The sequence below is a fragment of the Flavobacterium sp. P3_A6 genome (assembly GCF_056403035.1).
Window position 1 is genome coordinate 1 of the sequence record NZ_JBFUGG010000024.1, and the last position, 17144, is coordinate 17144.

Genomic DNA, 17144 nt, shown 5'->3' on the forward strand with positions numbered 1-17144 from the left:
GCCTTCACTTTTGATGGTCTGCACAGAAAAACCAAGCTTCGCAAGATCTACAAACGCTACAAAAGCATCTATAAATCGTACTTGATTATTGGGAGCTATAGCCTCTTCTAAACTAAAAATACGCATTTGGTGGCGGGAAATCCCTGTGATATGTTGCATTCCTAAAAATACGAAAATTCCTGTTTTGCCACAACTTTTTTGTTATATTTGAGGCAACTCAAACGAAGGTTTTTTCACAGACTGACGTTATGGGCAAGCTAAGCACTAAATAGAAAATTTAGATGAAATATTATATTTTGATTTTATTAAGTTCAGTATTATCGCTTTGTAGTGGAAAACCTGAAGAGAAAAAACTTAGTAAGAAAGTTTCAAATAAAGACTCTTTAATTTATTCGGTATCAGCAAAGATTTTAAAAGATACTTATCGAGCGGATTATAGAAGTAGTATGATTTTATACATCATAAATTCAAAAAAAGATACTCTTATTGCTCAAAAAGAAGAAGATCTTTCTCCAGTCCCTTTAACATTTGAGGATTTTAACAATGACGGCTATTTAGACGTGAGATATGGTTACAATAGCAATTATTACTATGAAATGATTCTTTTATTTAATCCTAAAACCAAAAAATTCAGAAAGATTGAAGATATAGATAATCCTGAATACGCATATTCAAAAAATATTAAAGGCACAGAGTTATATTATTCATTTTCTCCAAATGGTTGCGGAAAAAATAATTGGGTTAGTTATTTGTTTTCAATAAAAGATAGCAAAGTAAATCCTAAAGGACTCATAGAATACAATCAATGTGTTGATAATGAAAAAGGAATGTATGTGTTCAAAATCGATCTTGAAAAGAAAATCTTGATTGATAAGGTAAATTTAAAAGAATCCGACAAAAGGAGTTTTGAGGCACAATGGAATCTATACAGAAAGAAAATAGCCAGCCCATAACAGCCACTCCTATGATTTGGGCAATTGGCTTAATGGAAAGATGGTTTTGTATTTGGATGATTTGGCAAATCCGAAGAATGGGCTTAATTTAGTCCCAAACTGCTTGTAGCGCGAGAACTTTGGCAGTAATATTCGCAAAACCTTAGAAGAATGAAATATATTTTTAAATTGACAATTTTAATCTTTGTCTCTTTTTTACTTTTTAGCTGTGACCCTGCACGTAATATCAACTTTGTAAACCAAACCGAAGCTCCAGTAAAAATTAAAATTATGTTAAGCTCAAATAAAACAAGTCAAAGCCTTGAAGAAATTTCTAAAGGAGACTCCATTGTTTTGAACTTAAAATCAAGAGGAACTGAATACATATATTGCGGAATGGGAACATGGTCAGAAAGTGAAGTGGATAATATAACTAAAGGCATAGAAAATATAGCAATTGAAACTAAAGATATAAAGACAGTTTATAAAAGTAGAAATTCAATAACTGAAATTTTAAAAGATAACCGAAAAGGTTTGTGGTGGAAAACGAGCGTTGAAATTGAAATTGAATAAAAAATACTACTGCCAACACCTACTCCTAGAACGTTATGGGCTATGTTAGCAGAAAAACAGAAGACACATTATTTTAAAAACAAGAAAATCCATAAATGAAAATATATTCAGCAATACAAATAGGAGATTATCATCAAAATAATTGTGAAGACCATTTGTATATTGGAGAATATGGAAAAAATGAAATTCTTTGCGCTGTAATGGATGGTTGCACAACCGCATTGGAAAGTCATTTTGCTTCAACTTTAGTTGGAAAAATTCTAAAGAAAATTTGTATTGAAAAAGGTTATAAAGAATTTATTGAACAAAATGATGTACAACTCAATATCGAAGAAAACTTAAAATCAATTCTCCGAGATTTATTAAATGAGCTAAAAATTGTGAAAAATCAATTAATGCTTGACTCAAAGGAATTATTGACAACCTTAATTATAATGCTGTTTGACAAGAATAATGAACAAGGAATAATTTTAGCAATTGGAGATGGATTTGTTAATGTCAATGGAGAAATAACTGAATTTGAACAAGACAATAAACCCGATTATTTAGGTTTTCATTTATCAGAGGATTTTGAAACATTTTATAATTCTCAAAAACAGAAAATTGAATTTAACAAAATAAAAGACTTGACTATTTCGACTGACGGAATATTTAGTTTTGAGAAATTAGCACCGAATAAATCTAAAGAGGAGATTAATGTAATTGAATTTTTAACAACCGAAAAAACGAATTGTGAAAAAGACGAAATGCTTAATCTAAAACTAAAGATATTAGAAAATGAATTTGGATTGAAACCGACTGATGATTTTTCTTTAATCAGAATAACGGAATAAAAAACACAGCTCATAACAGTTACAACGGATTTGGGCAATTGGCATAATGGAAAGTTGGTTTTGTATTTGGAAAATTTGTGTTTAACCGAAAAATCACGCATATTTATTCCCCAACCTCGCCAAGCGCCAGAACGTTGGCAGAAACAATAGCAAAAATCGTATATAAAACAGAATGAGAAAAAACAATTTAAAATCAATTTTTTCTGTTGCAGTATTAATTCCATTTATAAGTTTTGCCCAAATTAAAATGGAAAAAATAAATTTATTAAATGGAAAAGTCGAATTTAATTCCCCGACGGAATTAACTAAAATGACTGATGAAATGTGGACATTAAAATATCATAATAGACCGAAACCTACATTTGTAGTATCAGATAAAAATGGAGGAGTCAATCTTATTGCGGACACAACAAATCAGTCTGCATCAGAAAGTCAATTGGGCTTATGGAAAGATTTCCAAATCGAACAGTTAAAAAAAAACAGACCTGATTTAAAAGTTTTAAATGGTGGCGTAAAAGTTATTAATGGAAAGAAAGTTGGATATTTTAAATTTATAACACAAGTAATTGACCAAAAAATTTTTAATTATTACTTTTTCATAATTGTTGATGGAAAAATTTTATTATTCTCATTTAATTGCATTGAAAAACTGCGAGTTAATTGGGAAAAGTCAGCAGATGAAATTGTAACTTCTCTTAAAACTAAATAAGATTGCTCCTGCCAACAGGTACAACGGATTTGGGCAATTGGTTTAATGGGAAGTTGGTTTTGTATTTGTGATGATTTGCTTCGCCTGTTCGCTATCGCTCGGGTGGCAAATTCGAATAATGGGCTTAATTTAATCCAAAATCCGCTGTTTACCAAAAAGTTACTAGTCATTAACTAAAAACAAAAAAATGATATTACTAAGAATCTTTATGACAGTATTTTTTTTGGTAATTAATTTTCTTGAATGGGATATGTATCTTCAAACAAAGAATACTCCAAGTGGTCTTGGTGGAGGTTTTTACATTCTCGGATATTTTGTTTTATCGATAATTATAACAATAACAGTCGCTATAAAAACGGACTTTAAAAACTTTAAAAAAACGGACATTGTTTTATTTGTTTTGTGTACTCCATTAAGTTTTATATCTGCTGTTTTTCTGTCAAATATTATAATGTAAATTTTCTGTCAGTAATATTTGAATCGATAAATTTTGGGTAAACGATCAAAATTTTAATTGACATTAATCTTTTCGCCCCCTAGATCTCGTTTGCAACGAGTACCTACTTAAATTAGAAGTTGAATCGCAGCGTTTGCAACGCGGGTAGGGCAGTTCATCTTTCGTAAAAATGCTTTAAAAGCCCTAAGTTATAGGTTAGTTACTTATACCGTTCTTACTTTTAATTCATCCCAAGAAACTTTTTAGTAGTAATTGAATTAATCATGATAGAATCACCATTGATTTTTTTGAAGTCTAATGGTTTTGCTTCATTTGTAACATTACTTTCAATAATTAATTCCATTTCTGCTACCTCATCAAATATTGTTCTTTCAATGTAAAGCGGGTAAATTGTATCTGAAACGGTATTTTCTATAACTAAATCTGATTGAGCAATTATTTCCCGCATTGATTCTTCATATTCCATAAATTCCAACTCATCAGAAACTGTTGCTTCGACAATTTTATTGCCTTCGGCAATAATGTCTTTTATTGTTTTTGGATTATAGGCAATTACAGTTTCAGGATTGAATAGTTCAACATTTTCTGCTAAAGAAGGTTTTCCAAATTTTGCTTCCTCACTGGTTTTATTATCTGTATTATCATTTGATGAAATGATGTTTTCAAATGAGCTGTATGGCAAGTTAACTGTGTTTTTTGCATTAGAAATATTTGAAAATGATACTAATGCAACTCCTAAAATTAAAACTGAATTTTTCATGACTAATGGTTTTTTGATTGATTGATTGATTGATTTTAAAATGAGATATCATTTTAAATGATATCTCATTTATATTTATACTATGTTATTGTTTTAAAAATTCGATGGCTTCATGTGCATTCGATAACTCTGCATATTTTAACGCAGTAAATCCTTTTTCATCTTTTGCATTACGGATAGCGCCTTTTGATAATAAAAGTTTAATAATTTCGGTTTTGTTGTAACGGGCGGCTACCATTAAAGGTGTCATTCCGTTTGATTTTTCATTTACATTTGCACCATATTCAATAAATTTTTTAACAATGTTTACATCTCCTTTGCAGATAGCAATGCTCAGAGGAGAAGCTGTTTCTGAGGAATTAACTTCATGTAAAGTATTCGAAAATGAATGCAGATTTGATGCTGATAAAGTACTTGTTGCAGTGATTAAAGCAACTCCTAAATAAATGATTGATTTTTTCATAATAATTAATTTTTGATTGATGATTGATTAAATAATTCGGATCATATAATAATATCCTATGCAAATATATGTCTTTAAAAAGGTATTGTGTATCGCATAGTACTTAAAATTAACTTTTAATTAACAAATTCAATTGTTTTATTGGCTTTGTGGATTAATATAAAAGAATGGTATGATTGTAAAAATAGTAAGAATCTGAATATCTTTCAGCTTCAAATTAATTATCGAGTTGAGGCTGCTATAAAAAAAAGCGATACCATCTTAAAAAATGGTATCGCTTTTACTTTAAAACTATAATTTTTATTTTATCAATAACTTCACATTATTATTTAGATCTTCACCAGTAATATTTAATATGTAAACACCGGGTAAATTCCTTTTTGTCAAATGAATTTTGAAATTTCCTTTACTGCTGCCATTGCTTTCCAGTACTTCTTTAAGGATAATGGTTCCTGTTCCATCCATTAAAGTGGCAGTTATGTTTGGCGAGTTGTAAGAAGGAATGTTAATATTTATCTGTTCTTTTACAGGATTTGGATGTATGACAATTTCATTTGTTGTTATTCTGAAACTCCATATATCTCCTGTTGTTGTCCCATAGTCATTTACAGCGTCCACTCTCCAATAGTAATATACTCTGGAATTTAAAGCTGTCGGCAGTTGGTATGATGGATTTTCCGAATAAGAAACATCAGTTAGTTTGCTTAGGTTTTCTGGGTCGGTACCAAAATAAACACTGTAATCTGTTGCATCAATATTACTTTCCCAAGCTAAATTGAAGTTTTGCGTAGGCAGTTCTAAGAAATAAGTTCCATTTGCAGGATTAGGATTAATCGCTTTTATTGGAGCTGGAGCCACTTCTGTAGTTGCTTCAAATATTTCGCTGTAATTCGAAGAATCGGTTTTGTTAGCTGCTTTTAATCGATAATAGTATTTAGTGCTATGAACTACATCGGTATCAGTATAAGTAGTTGTATTGGCGGCAAGTTCAGCTATTTGAATAAAAGAAGAACCGTCTGATGAGCGTTCTAATATAAAATTAGCTTCGTTATTTGAATTGTCATTCCAGTTTAAGATGGCTGTAGTTGAAGCTAATGGTGCTGCAATTGTGTGGCTTTCAAAAGTTATATTAGATGGCGCATTGATAACGGTTGTGTTGTAAATTGCAGCAATTTCTGAAGCAGATAAAGCGTAGTTAAATATTTTTAACTCATCTAATTTTCCTTTGTAAGGAGCAGGAGTAGTGTTAGCATACAGCTCAAGCGCTCCAATATTACCAATTACTAAATCAGTTGGTTCACCAATACCCACGGCTGTTCCTGTTGCATCAGTAACTTCATTAGTAAAAACACCATTAGTGTATAATCTTAATTTCTTTGCAGTAACATCTCTCATGATAACTACATGTACCCAATCTCCGGTATAATATCTGGTGGCTGCTAATGTTGATGTAAGTTCTGTTTTTACTTTGTCATCATCAATAGCAAATCGGAATTGATTATTTTTAATTTCTACATCAAATCTTTTACCTGTTGCGCCTGTCGTAGTATTTTTTGTAATCGAGCCTTTGCACAATATATAAGAACTCAATGTTGAGCCTGTTGGTATTAAACTAGCATCTGCTTTCATCCAAAATGAAACTGTAAAAGAATTTTTATCAAATAAGAGGTTTTCTTGATGTGGGACACTTACCATGAGTTTGTTCGGCAATAATGTTCCAAAATCTATTGCATTATTAGCTTTTCCAGATACTCTAACAGTAGCTTTGTCGAAAGCAGCATCTAATCGGCCATCATTAGCATAACTTGAAATATCTGCAATTTGATCACCATCTCCTGCGGTTTCTTTAAATGGCCAATGACCGACAAGTTCTGGATTTAGAGCGCGGAAATTCCATAAATCTCCAGTCACAATTCCTTTAGCATTAGAAGCATCAATTCTCCAATAATACGTTGTTGCTGGACTTAAACCAGTAACTGAATAGGTTGGAGCTGCAGTATAAGCTACATCGCCTAATTTTGTCAAGTTGTCAGGATTTGTTCCAAAATAAACAGAATAGGCTGTTGTATTTGAACTGCCTGTCCATTTTAAAGTTAGAGCACCATTTAGCAGCTCTACGGCATTCAACCCTGTAGCAGGTGTTGGAGTAGCTGCTTTTGTAGGTGCAGAAGGAATTGCCGGCGTAGTAATAGAATTTACATCACTATAACTCGAAGATTCAGTGGCAGTTTTAGCTTTTATTCGATAATAATATTTAGTGTTAGTGGTTAAATTAGTATCGGTATAGGTAACTGTATTTGCTGCTACTTGTGCTATTTGTGCAAAAGAAATTCCATCTGTTGAACGCTCAATTACAAAGTTAGTTTCGTTCTCTGAATTGTCTTTCCAGTTTAAAATAATTTTACTTGAAGGAGTTGGGATTTCAACTGAACTTGCATTGAATGTAATCGAAGTTGGCGGAATAATAAAATCCGGAGGTGTTTGATTTGTTAAATCATTAATGTATACTTCAATATTCAAATAAGGCGCATGTGTTGTGCTTACTGCCAAAGCATCGGCAGTGTTGTTTTTATTCAGCCCGTTTGCATCTTCCCAAGCATCTGGCATACCATCATTATCGGTATCCAAAGGAGCTGGAGCTCCATAAACATGACCTGCTCCACCATTTATAAAACCAAATTTTGATGTTAAATCGGTTTGAACATAAACATAGGTAGCAACTGTTCCTTTAGACATCAAATCGGAAATCATTAAATTTTCCACCTGGTCACGTCTCGGATACGACGCTCCTACACTTGACACAATTTTATCATAAGCGTTTTGAGCAGTTAGAGGAGTATTTTTCATTGGGTAATCATAAGGAGCAGACAGAATCGTTGCTATATCTCCAGTAGGATATCCAGTTAAATCTTGAGGAACTAAAGTACCGTCTAATACCCCATTTCTATTATTATCAAAATAGTTGCCCGCACCATATAAAGAGAAGTTATCATTTCCTCTGTTAAAAGGTGTAGTAACTGAACTGCTTGTATTTGGCCCTCCAATAAAATAATTATTGATAATATTTACATCCGAGTTTCCGGCAGAATCTCCTCCCATAATGTATGCGTCTCCAGATTCAGCATGTCCATAAGTATTTCCATAGTTACCCCAATTATAAACCACGTTGTTTACAAACTCGTTAATTCCTTTTATTTTATTGTTACGGGTTTTGTTGCAGATATATAAATTTCCAATTAAACTTATCTTACCGCCGACAGGAGGCTGCATCAATCCTCCCGCAGAGTGGTTGTGACGGTGCAATCCTTGGCCTATAATAGAATTCTGAATCGTTATATTATCAGGACTTGTGCCTTTGCTGTCCCAGTTAATAGAAAACACTTCGTCTGTACCCCAAGTAAAAGACATGTGGTCAAAAATCATGTTTGCACCATTTGCTATACCTGACGCGTCTTGCCCTTGGGTTGTGGTTCCATAACGAATACGAAGATATCGGGCTATAGTATTGTTTGAACCTGTAAATGTAACCTTTGCGCCTAGAAGCACAATTCCTTCCCCAGTAGCTGTTTGCCCTGCAATGGTTGTATTTTTTGCAACTACAATTTGAGATAATGTATTAATTATTCCTCCAACCTTAAATATTACAAATCTGCCTTCTTGACTAACTGCATCTCGAAACGAACCCGCTCCGCTATCATTTAAATTGGTCACAAAATAAATTTGAGGATTAGCAGCTCCTCTTGCTCCGGTTGTATACCTGCCAAATCCTGTAGCTTCTGGGAAGGCTAATGTTTGGGAATTTAAATTCCCGGAACTTAATGCAAGTCCGTAAATCAACAGTGCTTTTGGTACTTGTTTAAAAAGTAAAGTTTTTAATTTCATAAAGTAATTTGGTTTGGGTTAATTGTCTCAAAACTATTTATTTAACATTTCTTTAGTGTCCTGCTGTGTCCTGTTGTTTATTAGTAAAATATTTATAAATTCGTATAACCTTTTGGGTTCACTCTATTTTTGGACAGTTTCTTGTTGTTTGTATGAACCTGTTTGTAAACCATTTTTTTGCAGAATTTGAAGAAGCTTTCAATAAAAATAACTCAGAGAAATGCTTCTATTTCAATTTGAAAAAGTAGTTTTGCGGCGCTAATCTTTTGTCTTATAAAGGGAAGTCATATCAAGTTAAATAAAGAGGAAGTGGAAAAACCGGAAAATGAAGGAGTAAGCTGGACCATTTGCGAAGAATGTCAGGGACATGGCAAAAAAAAGCAAAGGCTCAGCAAGAAAGTGAGAGGCCGCTACCAGATGGAACTCGATCAATTTGAAAAAATGAAAGAAGGGACGGCTCCAGTTCGTCCTAAGGGTCACTTATATTCCTGCTTGAAATGTTATGGCTCCGGTTTGGTTCATTCTGCCAGCCATCCGATAATAGATAAAGAAAATTACCCACACGTTGCCATTATTGGAGGTGGAATAGGAGGTGTGGCTCTGGCTGTGGCTTGTTTGCACCGCGGAATTCCTTTTACTCTTTATGAACGCGATACTCACTTCGAAGCTCGGTCTCAGGGTTATGGACTCACTTTGCAGCAAGCCAGTAAAGCGATAGAGGGATTGGGGGTTTTTACTTTAGAAGAAGGGGTGGTTTCAACAAGACATCTGGTTCATACTATAGAAGGAAAAGTAATCGGTGAATGGGGAGTCAGAAAGTGGTTGCAGATCGATGTGAAGACTTCTCAGAAACGTTCAAATGTGCATATTGCACGGCAATCTTTGCGCTTAGCATTACTTGAGCAACTCGGTGGACATGATAAGGTACAGTGGGGACACCAGTTAATAGGCTTTAAGGAAAGTGAGAGTGGAGGTGTAGATTTAAGTTTTCAAGTAAACGGGGAGATGAAAAACTGTAAGGCGGATCTTGTGGTTGGAGCCGATGGTATTCGCAGTTCGGTGCGGAGGTTACTGATAGGTGATGATATTACCCCATTGCGTTACCTGGGTTGTATTGTGATATTAGGTATTTGCCCTTTAAGCGCTCTTGAAGGTCTTGATAGTTCTTTGCTGGACTCGGCCACTGTATTTCAAACCGCCAATGGCAATGAGCGAATCTACATGATGCCTTATACGTCAGACTCGGTGATGTGGCAGCTTAGCTTTCCAATGCCCGAAAAAGAGGCTAAGGCGTTAAGCGCTCAAGGATCTCAAGCACTTAAGGAAGAAGCGTGTCGCAGAACTCAGTGGCACGATCCCATTCCTCAGATTTTAGCAGTGACTCTGGAAGCTCAGATTTCCGGCTATCCTGTGTACGATCGGGAATTGCTTAAGTCAGAATTGTTGAGTAAATGTGAGCAAGTGACTTTAATCGGAGATGCGGCTCACCCAATGAGTCCATTCAAAGGACAGGGGGCAAATCAAGCATTGCTGGATGCTCTTTCTCTAGCTCGGGGGATTACGAGAGGATGCAGGCCTTTATCTCAATGGAGAAAAGCTGGAGTGAGGGAAAGTGTATTAACTGAGTTTGAAGCAGAAATGTTAGAACGCAGTGGTGCAAAAGTAAAAGATTCAGCCGCTGCCGCGGAGTTTCTGCATTCCGAAATTGTGCTTCATGAGGGTGATGAGCCTAGAGGACGGTGTTTAAAGAGAAAAGACGCATAGAGGTTGATAAGTATTTTTTGAACCATAAAAAAAACTTCCGAAATCTAATGACTTTGAAGGGTTGTGATTTTTTGTGGTTCTTATGAACCTGTTTGCCAATCATTTTTTTGTAGGATTTAAAGAAACTATCAGTAATCTAAATTTATAATTTGTGAATATATTTTAATGCTAACCTTATCGTAAAGATTAAATTATATATTGTAAGTTTAGACGAGTTTCAAAAAACAAACGCCACAATCTATAATAGTCATTTTTTATTAAAATGAAAAAATTAAACCCTTCGATCACACATCATTTACTGATTGGAATCTTCATTAGTATTTGGCTTTTTATTTTCGCTTTTTTTATAAGACCTTTTGATGATGGAACAATAAGCTTTAAAATGTGGCTTTTTATAAGTATTGGATTTAGCTTAATTGCATTTCTATGTTACGGACTACTTGCTATAATTCAAAAAAGTTTTTATCAAAAATTCTCAAAATGGAATGTCGGTTTTGAGATAGTTAGTCTAGCGTTTTTTCACTTGCTTTTTTTAGTAAGTACCTATTTCTATTATAAAAGCCCCATATTGAATGGAGGATATGATTTTTTTGAGTTTCTAAGTATAATAATTCTTAAATCGGCTTTGATTTCAACTCCAATAATAGTGTTGGCTAGAATATATTCTGTAAAATTAATTCCAGTGAAAGTCGAAAGCATTCTGTCCGAAAACGAAGAAATAATTATTAGAGGAGAAAATAAATTAGATATTTTAAAAATAAGAGCAAATGACTTGGTCTGCGTTTCTAACGCACAGAATTATGTAGAGATTTTCTTTATAGATGAGAGTCAGCTAAAAGTAAAATTAATTAGAAGTACACTTAAAAAAATTCAGGATAATTTTGACTTTTTAGTTCAGGTTCATCGTTCGCATTTAATAAATCCATCACATTTTAAATCTTGGAAAAATCAGGATACCATTTCCCTTACTCAAATTGACCTGCCTGTTTCTAAAAATTACAAAGAGTATTTATTGTCCTTGTAATTTTCGTACCTAAAACGACACATTTCATACCTAACTCTCATTAAATGTTAAATTAAGGATGTTTAAGAGTTTATTTTTGCCTCTAAAATCTAAATTAAATATTTTATGAAAAAGCTATGGTTTAGGAGATCAATATATCTCGTTATGATATTGTTAATAATTTTTATAGGTGTTTTTATCTGGGCGGATAATGAATTAAATAAAGTCTTGGGTCAGTCAACTAAGGTTATAAATGTTTCTTCAATTGTTAAGCCATCTAAAGCAATTCAAATAAAAAATGTAAGCATACTTTCAGAAGACTGTAGCAATTTTATAAAAAATCAAGATGTAATTATTAAAGATGGTGTGATAATTCAAATTGGTAAAATCCAGCTGCTGGATAGCACAACTATTATAATTGACGGTACAAACAAATTCCTGATCCCAGGCCTTATAGACAGTCATGTTCATCTAAAAGAAAGTAAAAATGATTTGTTTTTATATTTAGTTAATGGTGTTACCTATGTTAGAGAAATGGCTGGAAGTCCTGTCGTTTTAGAATGGAGAAAATCAATACAAGAAAATGGTATTGGGCCAAGAATGTTTATTGCTTCTCCGCCAATATTTAGTGAGAGTGGATTAACAGGTTATTATTATAGCTGGACACGGCATGCAATCAATTATTCAACTAAAAATGATGCTGAAAAAGCAATAAAGAAAATAAGCAAACAGGGCTATGATGCAATTAAAATGTACGGTTTTGTAAATCCAGAAATGTTTAAAACTACAATTGAGATTGCCAAAGAGTATAAAATTCCAGTTATTGGTCATATTCCATTAGTTGGTTTAGAAACGTTTTATCCATCAGGTCAAAATGAGGTTGCTCATATTGAAGAGATAACAGTAAAAACTATTGATGATTTTGGAAAATCAATTTCCAGAAATCCAAAAGAATATCTCCAGTTTTTAAAAGTACGTTCAGACCAAATTGCAAAAAAACTAAAAGAGAATAACATCAGTGTTACTTCAACGGTTTGGTTATGTGAAAGTTTTATAAAACAAAGATTTGACTTAAAATCTAAACTGAAAGAAATAGAACTAAAATATGCTAACCCAAAAATTGTTGAAGGAACGCTGCTTTACAAATTGGGATGGCTTCCCAGTAAAAATGGATATGAATATGACGGAGAAGACAAACCTGAAGCAAGAAAATTATCATTAACTTTTTGGAATACTTATGTAAAAGCTATTCATATTATGACAAAAGCATTAGTCGATAATAAAGTTACAATTATGGCTGGAACTGATGCCAATGTAGCTACTGTTGTTCCTGGGTTTTCACTTCATAATGAATTAGAGTCATTATCCAAATCTGGAATGACTAACTCACAAGCACTCTATTCGGCAACAGTTGCGCCAAGTAATTGGATGAAAAAGAGAACTGGGAAAATAAAAATAGGATACAATTCAGATTTAGTATTACTGACAAAAAATCCTTTAGAAGATATTAAAAATACAAAGGCTATAGAATATGTGTTTTTTGATAAATACAGGATTGATAAAATTCAAATTAGAACTATTTTGAAAGCGATAGAAGATGCAAATAATGAAAGCAGAAGTATAAAAATTGACGAATACTTATAAATGAAAAATTTTGGATTCCTTAAAGGTTTAGAATCTTTGACCTCTGTCAGTTAAGGTACTGACAATAATTTTCAAACAAAAAACCTCCAAAAGCTAATGACTTTGGAGGTTTTTAATTTTTTCAGTTTAGAGCAAAAAAAAATTTCTCAATTTCTTGAGAAATTTTGTGGTCCTTACGAACCTGTTTACGAACCATTTTTTACAGGATTTAAAGAATCTTTCAGTTAAATAAATATAATTTTACTAGGTTCTTGCAACATTATAATATAAAATGAAAAGTCTTTAATGATTTTCCATTTGGAAAAAAAGATTCCTCATTTTCAACAAGTTTTAATCCTATTTCTATCGCTTTAGTAACAAGAATCTCTTGATCTATAAGCTGAAAAATTGAACCCACTTTTTGGACGCTTTCAATTCCGGATTGGCTTACTGACTGTACTCCATTATTTGATTGTATAGAAACAATAAGATTTCCACCTGTTTGAAGATTGTTTATTGAAAATTCTAAACTTTTATCAATCCCCGTATATTCTAATACTAAACCTGCCCAGATAAAATCGGCTTTGCAAAATACTTTTGTATCTGTAGTTATATCAAAATTTTTAAGTTTTAGGGAGGTGATTTTTTTTTCATATCTTTCTTTCGCTTTGTCTAAGTAGTCTTGATTGATATCGATCCCAATTACATTTTGAGTAATAGTATTATCAATATGTTCTAAGCCATTTCCCCCTGCAACTCCTAAAAAAAGACATGTTTTAGGTTTTATGTTATTTAGATATTTTTTGGTCAATGAATTCAAAACGGCTAATTGACCAACTGAATTATGAGACATATGATTTTCATAATCCTCTAAAGGAATTTCATTCCAAGGGCTGGTTTGTTTCTGGTTCATAATTCTAATATAGTATTAGTTTCTTGATAATTCTAACTTTATTTTGACTAATCATTCGATTGTTTCGAACCAAAAAAACCTCCAAAATCATATGACTTTAGAGGTTTGTGATTTTTCAGTTTACAGCAAAAAAAAACTTCTCAAGAAATTGAGAAGTTTTGTGGGCGATGAGGGATTAGAACTTAATCTCCAATGCGTTGATATATAGTAAAATATATTAGTCTAAAACATAAGGGTCTCGATTTTGCTCCTTTAAACAGATACAAATATCACTAAATCTTATAATGTAAATTTACTGATTAATAAGGTATTGACCAAATGTATGCGCAATTAATTCATACTAAAAAATGAACTAGTTATTAAACTAGTTGGGTATTCTAGGGAAATTTATTCTCTATTTTTTGGTTTCTTCTTTTCATCCAAAAATTAGCGGTTCTACTTGTTCAATTTTCAAACCTGCATACTGGCAGAACTCTTCAATGGTTACTAACTCATTTTCAAGCTTATTCAGGCTCTTTCTGATGGCTTGCAACATTCGAGCGCTTTGTCTGTAACTCTTGCCTGTGATGCGTTCAATGTCTTTTGGATAAATACATATTCTCTTAATTTGTATTTTCATACTCTATCTATAGCTTTGAGTAGGCTATGCTATACGTCTAATAGCTTGCTTCTCTTTTTAAAACTAGTGCAATTTAATCATTATTTCAAGACGTTCAATAATGATTATTGATGCTCTATTGAGTCATTTGCGTCGTTTTAGGACATATCGAACACCTCCCCCTTTTTATTGTTCTGAAATAGCTTAAAATTTGTTTCTAAATCAATCGGAAGATGTTGCAACGGAAAGATGATTTAGAGTAATTATTAATCTAAAATTTTAGAAATTATGGCAAGACAGAAAGGCATAATTAAATTGAAAGGTACTATCGGAGATATTACTTTTTACAAAACCCAAGACGGGCATTTGGCACGTGAAAAAGGCGGCATTGATGCTAGCAGAATAGCCAATGATCCTGCGTTTCAAAGAACGCGTGAGAATGGTTCTGAATTTGGTCGAGCGGGAAAAGCTGGAAAGATTTTGAGAACGGCATTTAGAGCCTTGCTTTTGAATTCTGCGGACAGTAGAATGGTTAGTCGATTGACTCAACAAATGGTTAAAGTTATCCAAGCTGACACAACTAGTGTTAGAGGATTGCGAAATGTAATTGATGGCGAAGCAGAACTTTTAGCCGGTTTTGAATTCAACATTGGTGGAAAACTAGGCACTACTTTGTTTGCTCCTTTTGTGGCAACAATTGACCGTGCGAATGGCGATATTGTGGTTGATTTAGCTTCATTTATTCCTTTGAATATGATTGCTGCACCAAGTGGAACCACGCATTATAAAATCATTTCTGCTGGTGCGGAAATTGATTTTGAAGCTGAAACTTTCGTGGTTTCTAATTCGGAATCAGATATTTTGCCTTGGGATATTAATCCATCGGATGCTATTAATCATTCTAATCCTGTTTCTCCAGCAAGTACAAAACCATTGTTTTTAGCTCTTGGAGTTGAGTTTTACCAACAAGTTAATGGTCAAATGTATGCCTTGAAAAATGGGGCTTACAATCCATTATCGATTGTGAAAGTGGATAGCGGTGTATAATGGTTATTTCTATAACTAGAACTTATTTCCCTGATGGAACGAATGGCAAACTCGAATGCGAGGGTAAATTCATTTGTAACACTATTGAATTGCCTTGGAAAAATAACGAAACGAAAGTTTCCTGCATTCCGGAAGGGAAATATTTTATAAAAAAGCGATACAGCAAGAAATTTCAATGGCATTTGGAGGTTATGGATGTCAAAAATAGAAGCTTGATTCTATTTCATCCTGCCAATAATGCTTTGCAAGAATTAAATGGTTGTATTGCTCCAGTAACGAAGCTTTCAGGACCAGGCTTGGGGCTGATGTCACGTAAAGCTTTTGCTAAATTGAAAAATTTAGTAAATGCTATTTTAGAAAAAAACGAAAGTGTAGAATTAATTATCAAATCTTAAATTCATAGATTATGAATGCAATAAAAAGAGCGAAAGCTCCAACTCCAAAATTTTTCAAAGTGCTTCGAAATATTGGTTTGGCATTGGTCGCCGTTAGCGGAACTGTTTTGGCTGCTCCAATTGCTTTGCCAGTTGTTGTTACTTCGGTAGCAGGTTATTTGGCGGTTGCTGGGGGTGTTATTTCGGCAGTTAGCCAATTGACCACCGAAAAGGCAGATGGATCACAGTAATTCGACCGTAATGGGTACAGCTGGCGGTACATTTTTGAGTGTTTTACCGAATTTACATTCGGAGGATGTACTAAAAACTATAATTCTTGCTACACTTGGTGCGATTGTCAGTTTTACAATATCTTTTGTACTCAAAATTTTCATCAAGAAGCACAAAAAATAGTCTAATTCTAGTTGTGGTGACCTTTGGATTAGATCATATTGAAGCCCAAACCGCAAGGATTGGGCTTTTTTTGTGGCTAAAAATTAAACTTCTTCAAATAGGTTTAGCGTAATTTCTAAAACGACCACTTCGGAATTGTGGTTGTATAATTCTTGCCATTTTGCACTATCAATGGCTTTGGCTCTGGTGTCGAAAACTCCGAAACATACTCTTGATGCTTTGGACTTCCAATTGTCGGTTTGATACAAAATAAATAGTTTCATTTTTATTGATTTTTGGTTTATAAATGGGTTTATTTCCTGCAATACCTGTATAAAATGGTTTTACGTAGGTCATTTATTAAATTGATGTTCTCGTGAAATTGTTTTTCCTTTTTTTCTAAAAGTTTGAGTGCTGTGATGTTTTTTTGGTGTTCTTCGTGTTCCTGCATCATCAAACTAGCTTTCTTATTGAATTCTTTTACGAAATTTGGAAGGCGTAAAAACGGAATTACTGAACCTACTAAAAAAGGATGCCAAAATTTAGTTTGCCATAAGCTGTAAGCCACAAAATAAATACTCTCGCAATCTTCTTCATTTTGAAAAATGACCACAAAACTATTTGTAAATGGTTCTTTTTGTGGTTTACCGCTGTTCATTCCTTTGTTGAGTATAAACAAATGAGGTTTTGTATAACTGGTATTCTTTTGGTGAGTTTTAATGATAAAATTTAGCATACTTTCGGTTTTTAGGATAATGCGCCTCGCTCCGCTCCGCACACATTAAATTTTTTAAAAGAAAAAAGGAAAAAAAAGAAAGTC

17 protein-coding genes are annotated in these 17144 nt (G+C 33.2%); 10 read left to right on the top strand and 7 right to left on the bottom strand.

Going from position 1 to position 17144, the window contains the following annotated elements; translation table 11 throughout:
- Positions 1-281 precede the first annotated feature (281 nt).
- The 4 genes from AC1DVP_RS18060 (at position 282) to AC1DVP_RS18075 (ending at position 3047) form a co-directional block, all read left to right on the top strand.
- On the top strand, positions 282-953 hold the full coding sequence (locus tag AC1DVP_RS18060) for a hypothetical protein (protein WP_477184877.1): 672 nt from the start codon (positions 282-284) through the stop codon (positions 951-953).
- 150 nt (positions 954-1103) lie between these two features.
- Complete coding sequence (locus tag AC1DVP_RS18065; protein ID WP_477184878.1) at positions 1104-1505, top strand: hypothetical protein; 402 nt, start codon at positions 1104-1106, stop codon at positions 1503-1505.
- A gap of 95 nt (positions 1506-1600) precedes the next feature.
- Complete coding sequence (locus AC1DVP_RS18070; RefSeq protein WP_477184879.1) at positions 1601-2338, top strand: protein phosphatase 2C domain-containing protein; 738 nt, start codon at positions 1601-1603, stop codon at positions 2336-2338.
- 172 nt (positions 2339-2510) lie between these two features.
- A complete protein-coding gene (locus AC1DVP_RS18075) occupies positions 2511-3047 on the top strand; it encodes a hypothetical protein (protein WP_477184880.1) in 537 nt (178 codons plus the stop codon).
- Between the two features lie 677 nt (positions 3048-3724).
- On the opposite strand, the gene AC1DVP_RS18080 is transcribed toward AC1DVP_RS18075, so the two are convergent.
- The 3 genes from AC1DVP_RS18080 to AC1DVP_RS18090 form a co-directional block, all read right to left on the bottom strand.
- Positions 3725-4264 carry a hypothetical protein gene (locus AC1DVP_RS18080; RefSeq protein WP_477184881.1) on the bottom strand — a complete coding sequence of 180 codons (540 nt, stop codon included), beginning with the start codon at positions 4262-4264 and terminating at the stop codon, positions 3725-3727.
- 85 nt (positions 4265-4349) lie between these two features.
- The gene (locus tag AC1DVP_RS18085; protein ID WP_477184882.1) at positions 4350-4727 is read right to left on the bottom strand and encodes an ankyrin repeat domain-containing protein; all 378 of its coding nucleotides are present in this window, start codon (positions 4725-4727) and stop codon (positions 4350-4352) included.
- A 300-nt stretch (positions 4728-5027) separates the two neighbouring features.
- Positions 5028-8609, bottom strand: coding sequence for a LamG-like jellyroll fold domain-containing protein (locus tag AC1DVP_RS18090; RefSeq protein ID WP_477184883.1), 3582 nt, complete (start codon positions 8607-8609; stop codon positions 5028-5030).
- A gap of 309 nt (positions 8610-8918) precedes the next feature.
- On the opposite strand from AC1DVP_RS18090, the gene AC1DVP_RS18095 reads away from it, so the two are divergent.
- The 3 genes from AC1DVP_RS18095 (at position 8919) to AC1DVP_RS18105 (ending at position 13020) form a co-directional block, all read left to right on the top strand.
- Positions 8919-10373: an FAD-dependent oxidoreductase gene (locus AC1DVP_RS18095; RefSeq protein WP_477184884.1), complete on the top strand. Its 1455-nt coding sequence runs from the start codon at positions 8919-8921 to the stop codon at positions 10371-10373.
- A 262-nt stretch (positions 10374-10635) separates the two neighbouring features.
- Positions 10636-11397, top strand: coding sequence for a LytTR family transcriptional regulator DNA-binding domain-containing protein (locus AC1DVP_RS18100; protein ID WP_477184885.1), 762 nt, complete (start codon positions 10636-10638; stop codon positions 11395-11397).
- 144 nt (positions 11398-11541) lie between these two features.
- The gene (locus AC1DVP_RS18105) at positions 11542-13020 is read left to right on the top strand and encodes an amidohydrolase family protein (protein WP_477184886.1); all 1479 of its coding nucleotides are present in this window, start codon (positions 11542-11544) and stop codon (positions 13018-13020) included.
- 259 nt (positions 13021-13279) lie between these two features.
- Here AC1DVP_RS18105 and AC1DVP_RS18110 read toward each other — a convergent pair whose 3' ends face one another.
- Together AC1DVP_RS18110 and AC1DVP_RS18115 are read right to left on the bottom strand one after the other, a co-directional pair.
- A complete protein-coding gene (locus AC1DVP_RS18110; RefSeq protein ID WP_477184887.1) occupies positions 13280-13912 on the bottom strand; it encodes a hypothetical protein in 633 nt (210 codons plus the stop codon).
- 415 nt (positions 13913-14327) lie between these two features.
- Complete coding sequence (locus AC1DVP_RS18115; RefSeq protein ID WP_269225085.1) at positions 14328-14531, bottom strand: hypothetical protein; 204 nt, start codon at positions 14529-14531, stop codon at positions 14328-14330.
- Between the two features lie 267 nt (positions 14532-14798).
- Between AC1DVP_RS18115 and AC1DVP_RS18120 the strand changes: the two genes are divergently transcribed.
- Genes AC1DVP_RS18120 through AC1DVP_RS18130 form a run of 3 tightly spaced genes read left to right on the top strand, consistent with a single transcriptional unit; the run spans position 14799 to position 16182 of the window.
- Positions 14799-15557: a hypothetical protein gene (locus tag AC1DVP_RS18120; RefSeq protein WP_477184888.1), complete on the top strand. Its 759-nt coding sequence runs from the start codon at positions 14799-14801 to the stop codon at positions 15555-15557.
- Positions 15557-15952 carry a DUF5675 family protein gene (locus AC1DVP_RS18125; RefSeq protein WP_477184889.1) on the top strand — a complete coding sequence of 132 codons (396 nt, stop codon included), beginning with the start codon at positions 15557-15559 and terminating at the stop codon, positions 15950-15952. The genes AC1DVP_RS18120 and AC1DVP_RS18125 overlap by 1 nt, the downstream gene beginning before the upstream one ends.
- Before the next feature lie 11 nt (positions 15953-15963).
- Positions 15964-16182, top strand: coding sequence for a hypothetical protein (locus AC1DVP_RS18130; RefSeq protein ID WP_477184890.1), 219 nt, complete (start codon positions 15964-15966; stop codon positions 16180-16182).
- A gap of 246 nt (positions 16183-16428) precedes the next feature.
- Here the strand turns inward: AC1DVP_RS18130 and AC1DVP_RS18135 are convergent, their stop codons facing one another.
- Together AC1DVP_RS18135 and AC1DVP_RS18140 are read right to left on the bottom strand one after the other, a co-directional pair.
- Entirely contained in the window at positions 16429-16608 is a 180-nt protein-coding gene (locus AC1DVP_RS18135) for a hypothetical protein (protein WP_100844885.1), read from the bottom strand.
- A gap of 29 nt (positions 16609-16637) precedes the next feature.
- A complete protein-coding gene (locus AC1DVP_RS18140) occupies positions 16638-17060 on the bottom strand; it encodes a DUF6943 family protein (RefSeq protein WP_477184891.1) in 423 nt (140 codons plus the stop codon).
- Between the last annotated feature and the right edge of the window lie 84 nt (positions 17061-17144).

Excerpts from the sequence above, each read along its gene's own strand:
- AC1DVP_RS18115 (WP_269225085.1), bottom strand. The coding sequence starts at position 14,531 with ATGAAAATACAAATTAAGAGAATATGTATTTATCCAAAAGACATTGAA.
- AC1DVP_RS18070 (WP_477184879.1), top strand. The coding sequence starts at position 1,601 with ATGAAAATATATTCAGCAATACAAATAGGAGATTATCATCAAAATAAT.
- AC1DVP_RS18135 (WP_100844885.1), bottom strand. The coding sequence starts at position 16,608 with ATGAAACTATTTATTTTGTATCAAACCGACAATTGGAAGTCCAAAGCA.
- AC1DVP_RS18085 (WP_477184882.1), bottom strand. The coding sequence starts at position 4,727 with ATGAAAAAATCAATCATTTATTTAGGAGTTGCTTTAATCACTGCAACA.
- AC1DVP_RS18060 (WP_477184877.1), top strand. The coding sequence starts at position 282 with ATGAAATATTATATTTTGATTTTATTAAGTTCAGTATTATCGCTTTGT.
- AC1DVP_RS18125 (WP_477184889.1), top strand. The coding sequence starts at position 15,557 with ATGGTTATTTCTATAACTAGAACTTATTTCCCTGATGGAACGAATGGC.
- AC1DVP_RS18140 (WP_477184891.1), bottom strand. The coding sequence starts at position 17,060 with ATGCTAAATTTTATCATTAAAACTCACCAAAAGAATACCAGTTATACA.
- AC1DVP_RS18130 (WP_477184890.1), top strand. The coding sequence starts at position 15,964 with ATGAATGCAATAAAAAGAGCGAAAGCTCCAACTCCAAAATTTTTCAAA.
- AC1DVP_RS18075 (WP_477184880.1), top strand. The coding sequence starts at position 2,511 with ATGAGAAAAAACAATTTAAAATCAATTTTTTCTGTTGCAGTATTAATT.
- AC1DVP_RS18100 (WP_477184885.1), top strand. The coding sequence starts at position 10,636 with ATGAAAAAATTAAACCCTTCGATCACACATCATTTACTGATTGGAATC.
- AC1DVP_RS18110 (WP_477184887.1), bottom strand. The coding sequence starts at position 13,912 with ATGAACCAGAAACAAACCAGCCCTTGGAATGAAATTCCTTTAGAGGAT.
- AC1DVP_RS18105 (WP_477184886.1), top strand. The coding sequence starts at position 11,542 with ATGATATTGTTAATAATTTTTATAGGTGTTTTTATCTGGGCGGATAAT.
- AC1DVP_RS18120 (WP_477184888.1), top strand. The coding sequence starts at position 14,799 with ATGGCAAGACAGAAAGGCATAATTAAATTGAAAGGTACTATCGGAGAT.
- AC1DVP_RS18090 (WP_477184883.1), bottom strand. The coding sequence starts at position 8,609 with ATGAAATTAAAAACTTTACTTTTTAAACAAGTACCAAAAGCACTGTTG.
- AC1DVP_RS18065 (WP_477184878.1), top strand. The coding sequence starts at position 1,104 with ATGAAATATATTTTTAAATTGACAATTTTAATCTTTGTCTCTTTTTTA.
- AC1DVP_RS18080 (WP_477184881.1), bottom strand. The coding sequence starts at position 4,264 with ATGAAAAATTCAGTTTTAATTTTAGGAGTTGCATTAGTATCATTTTCA.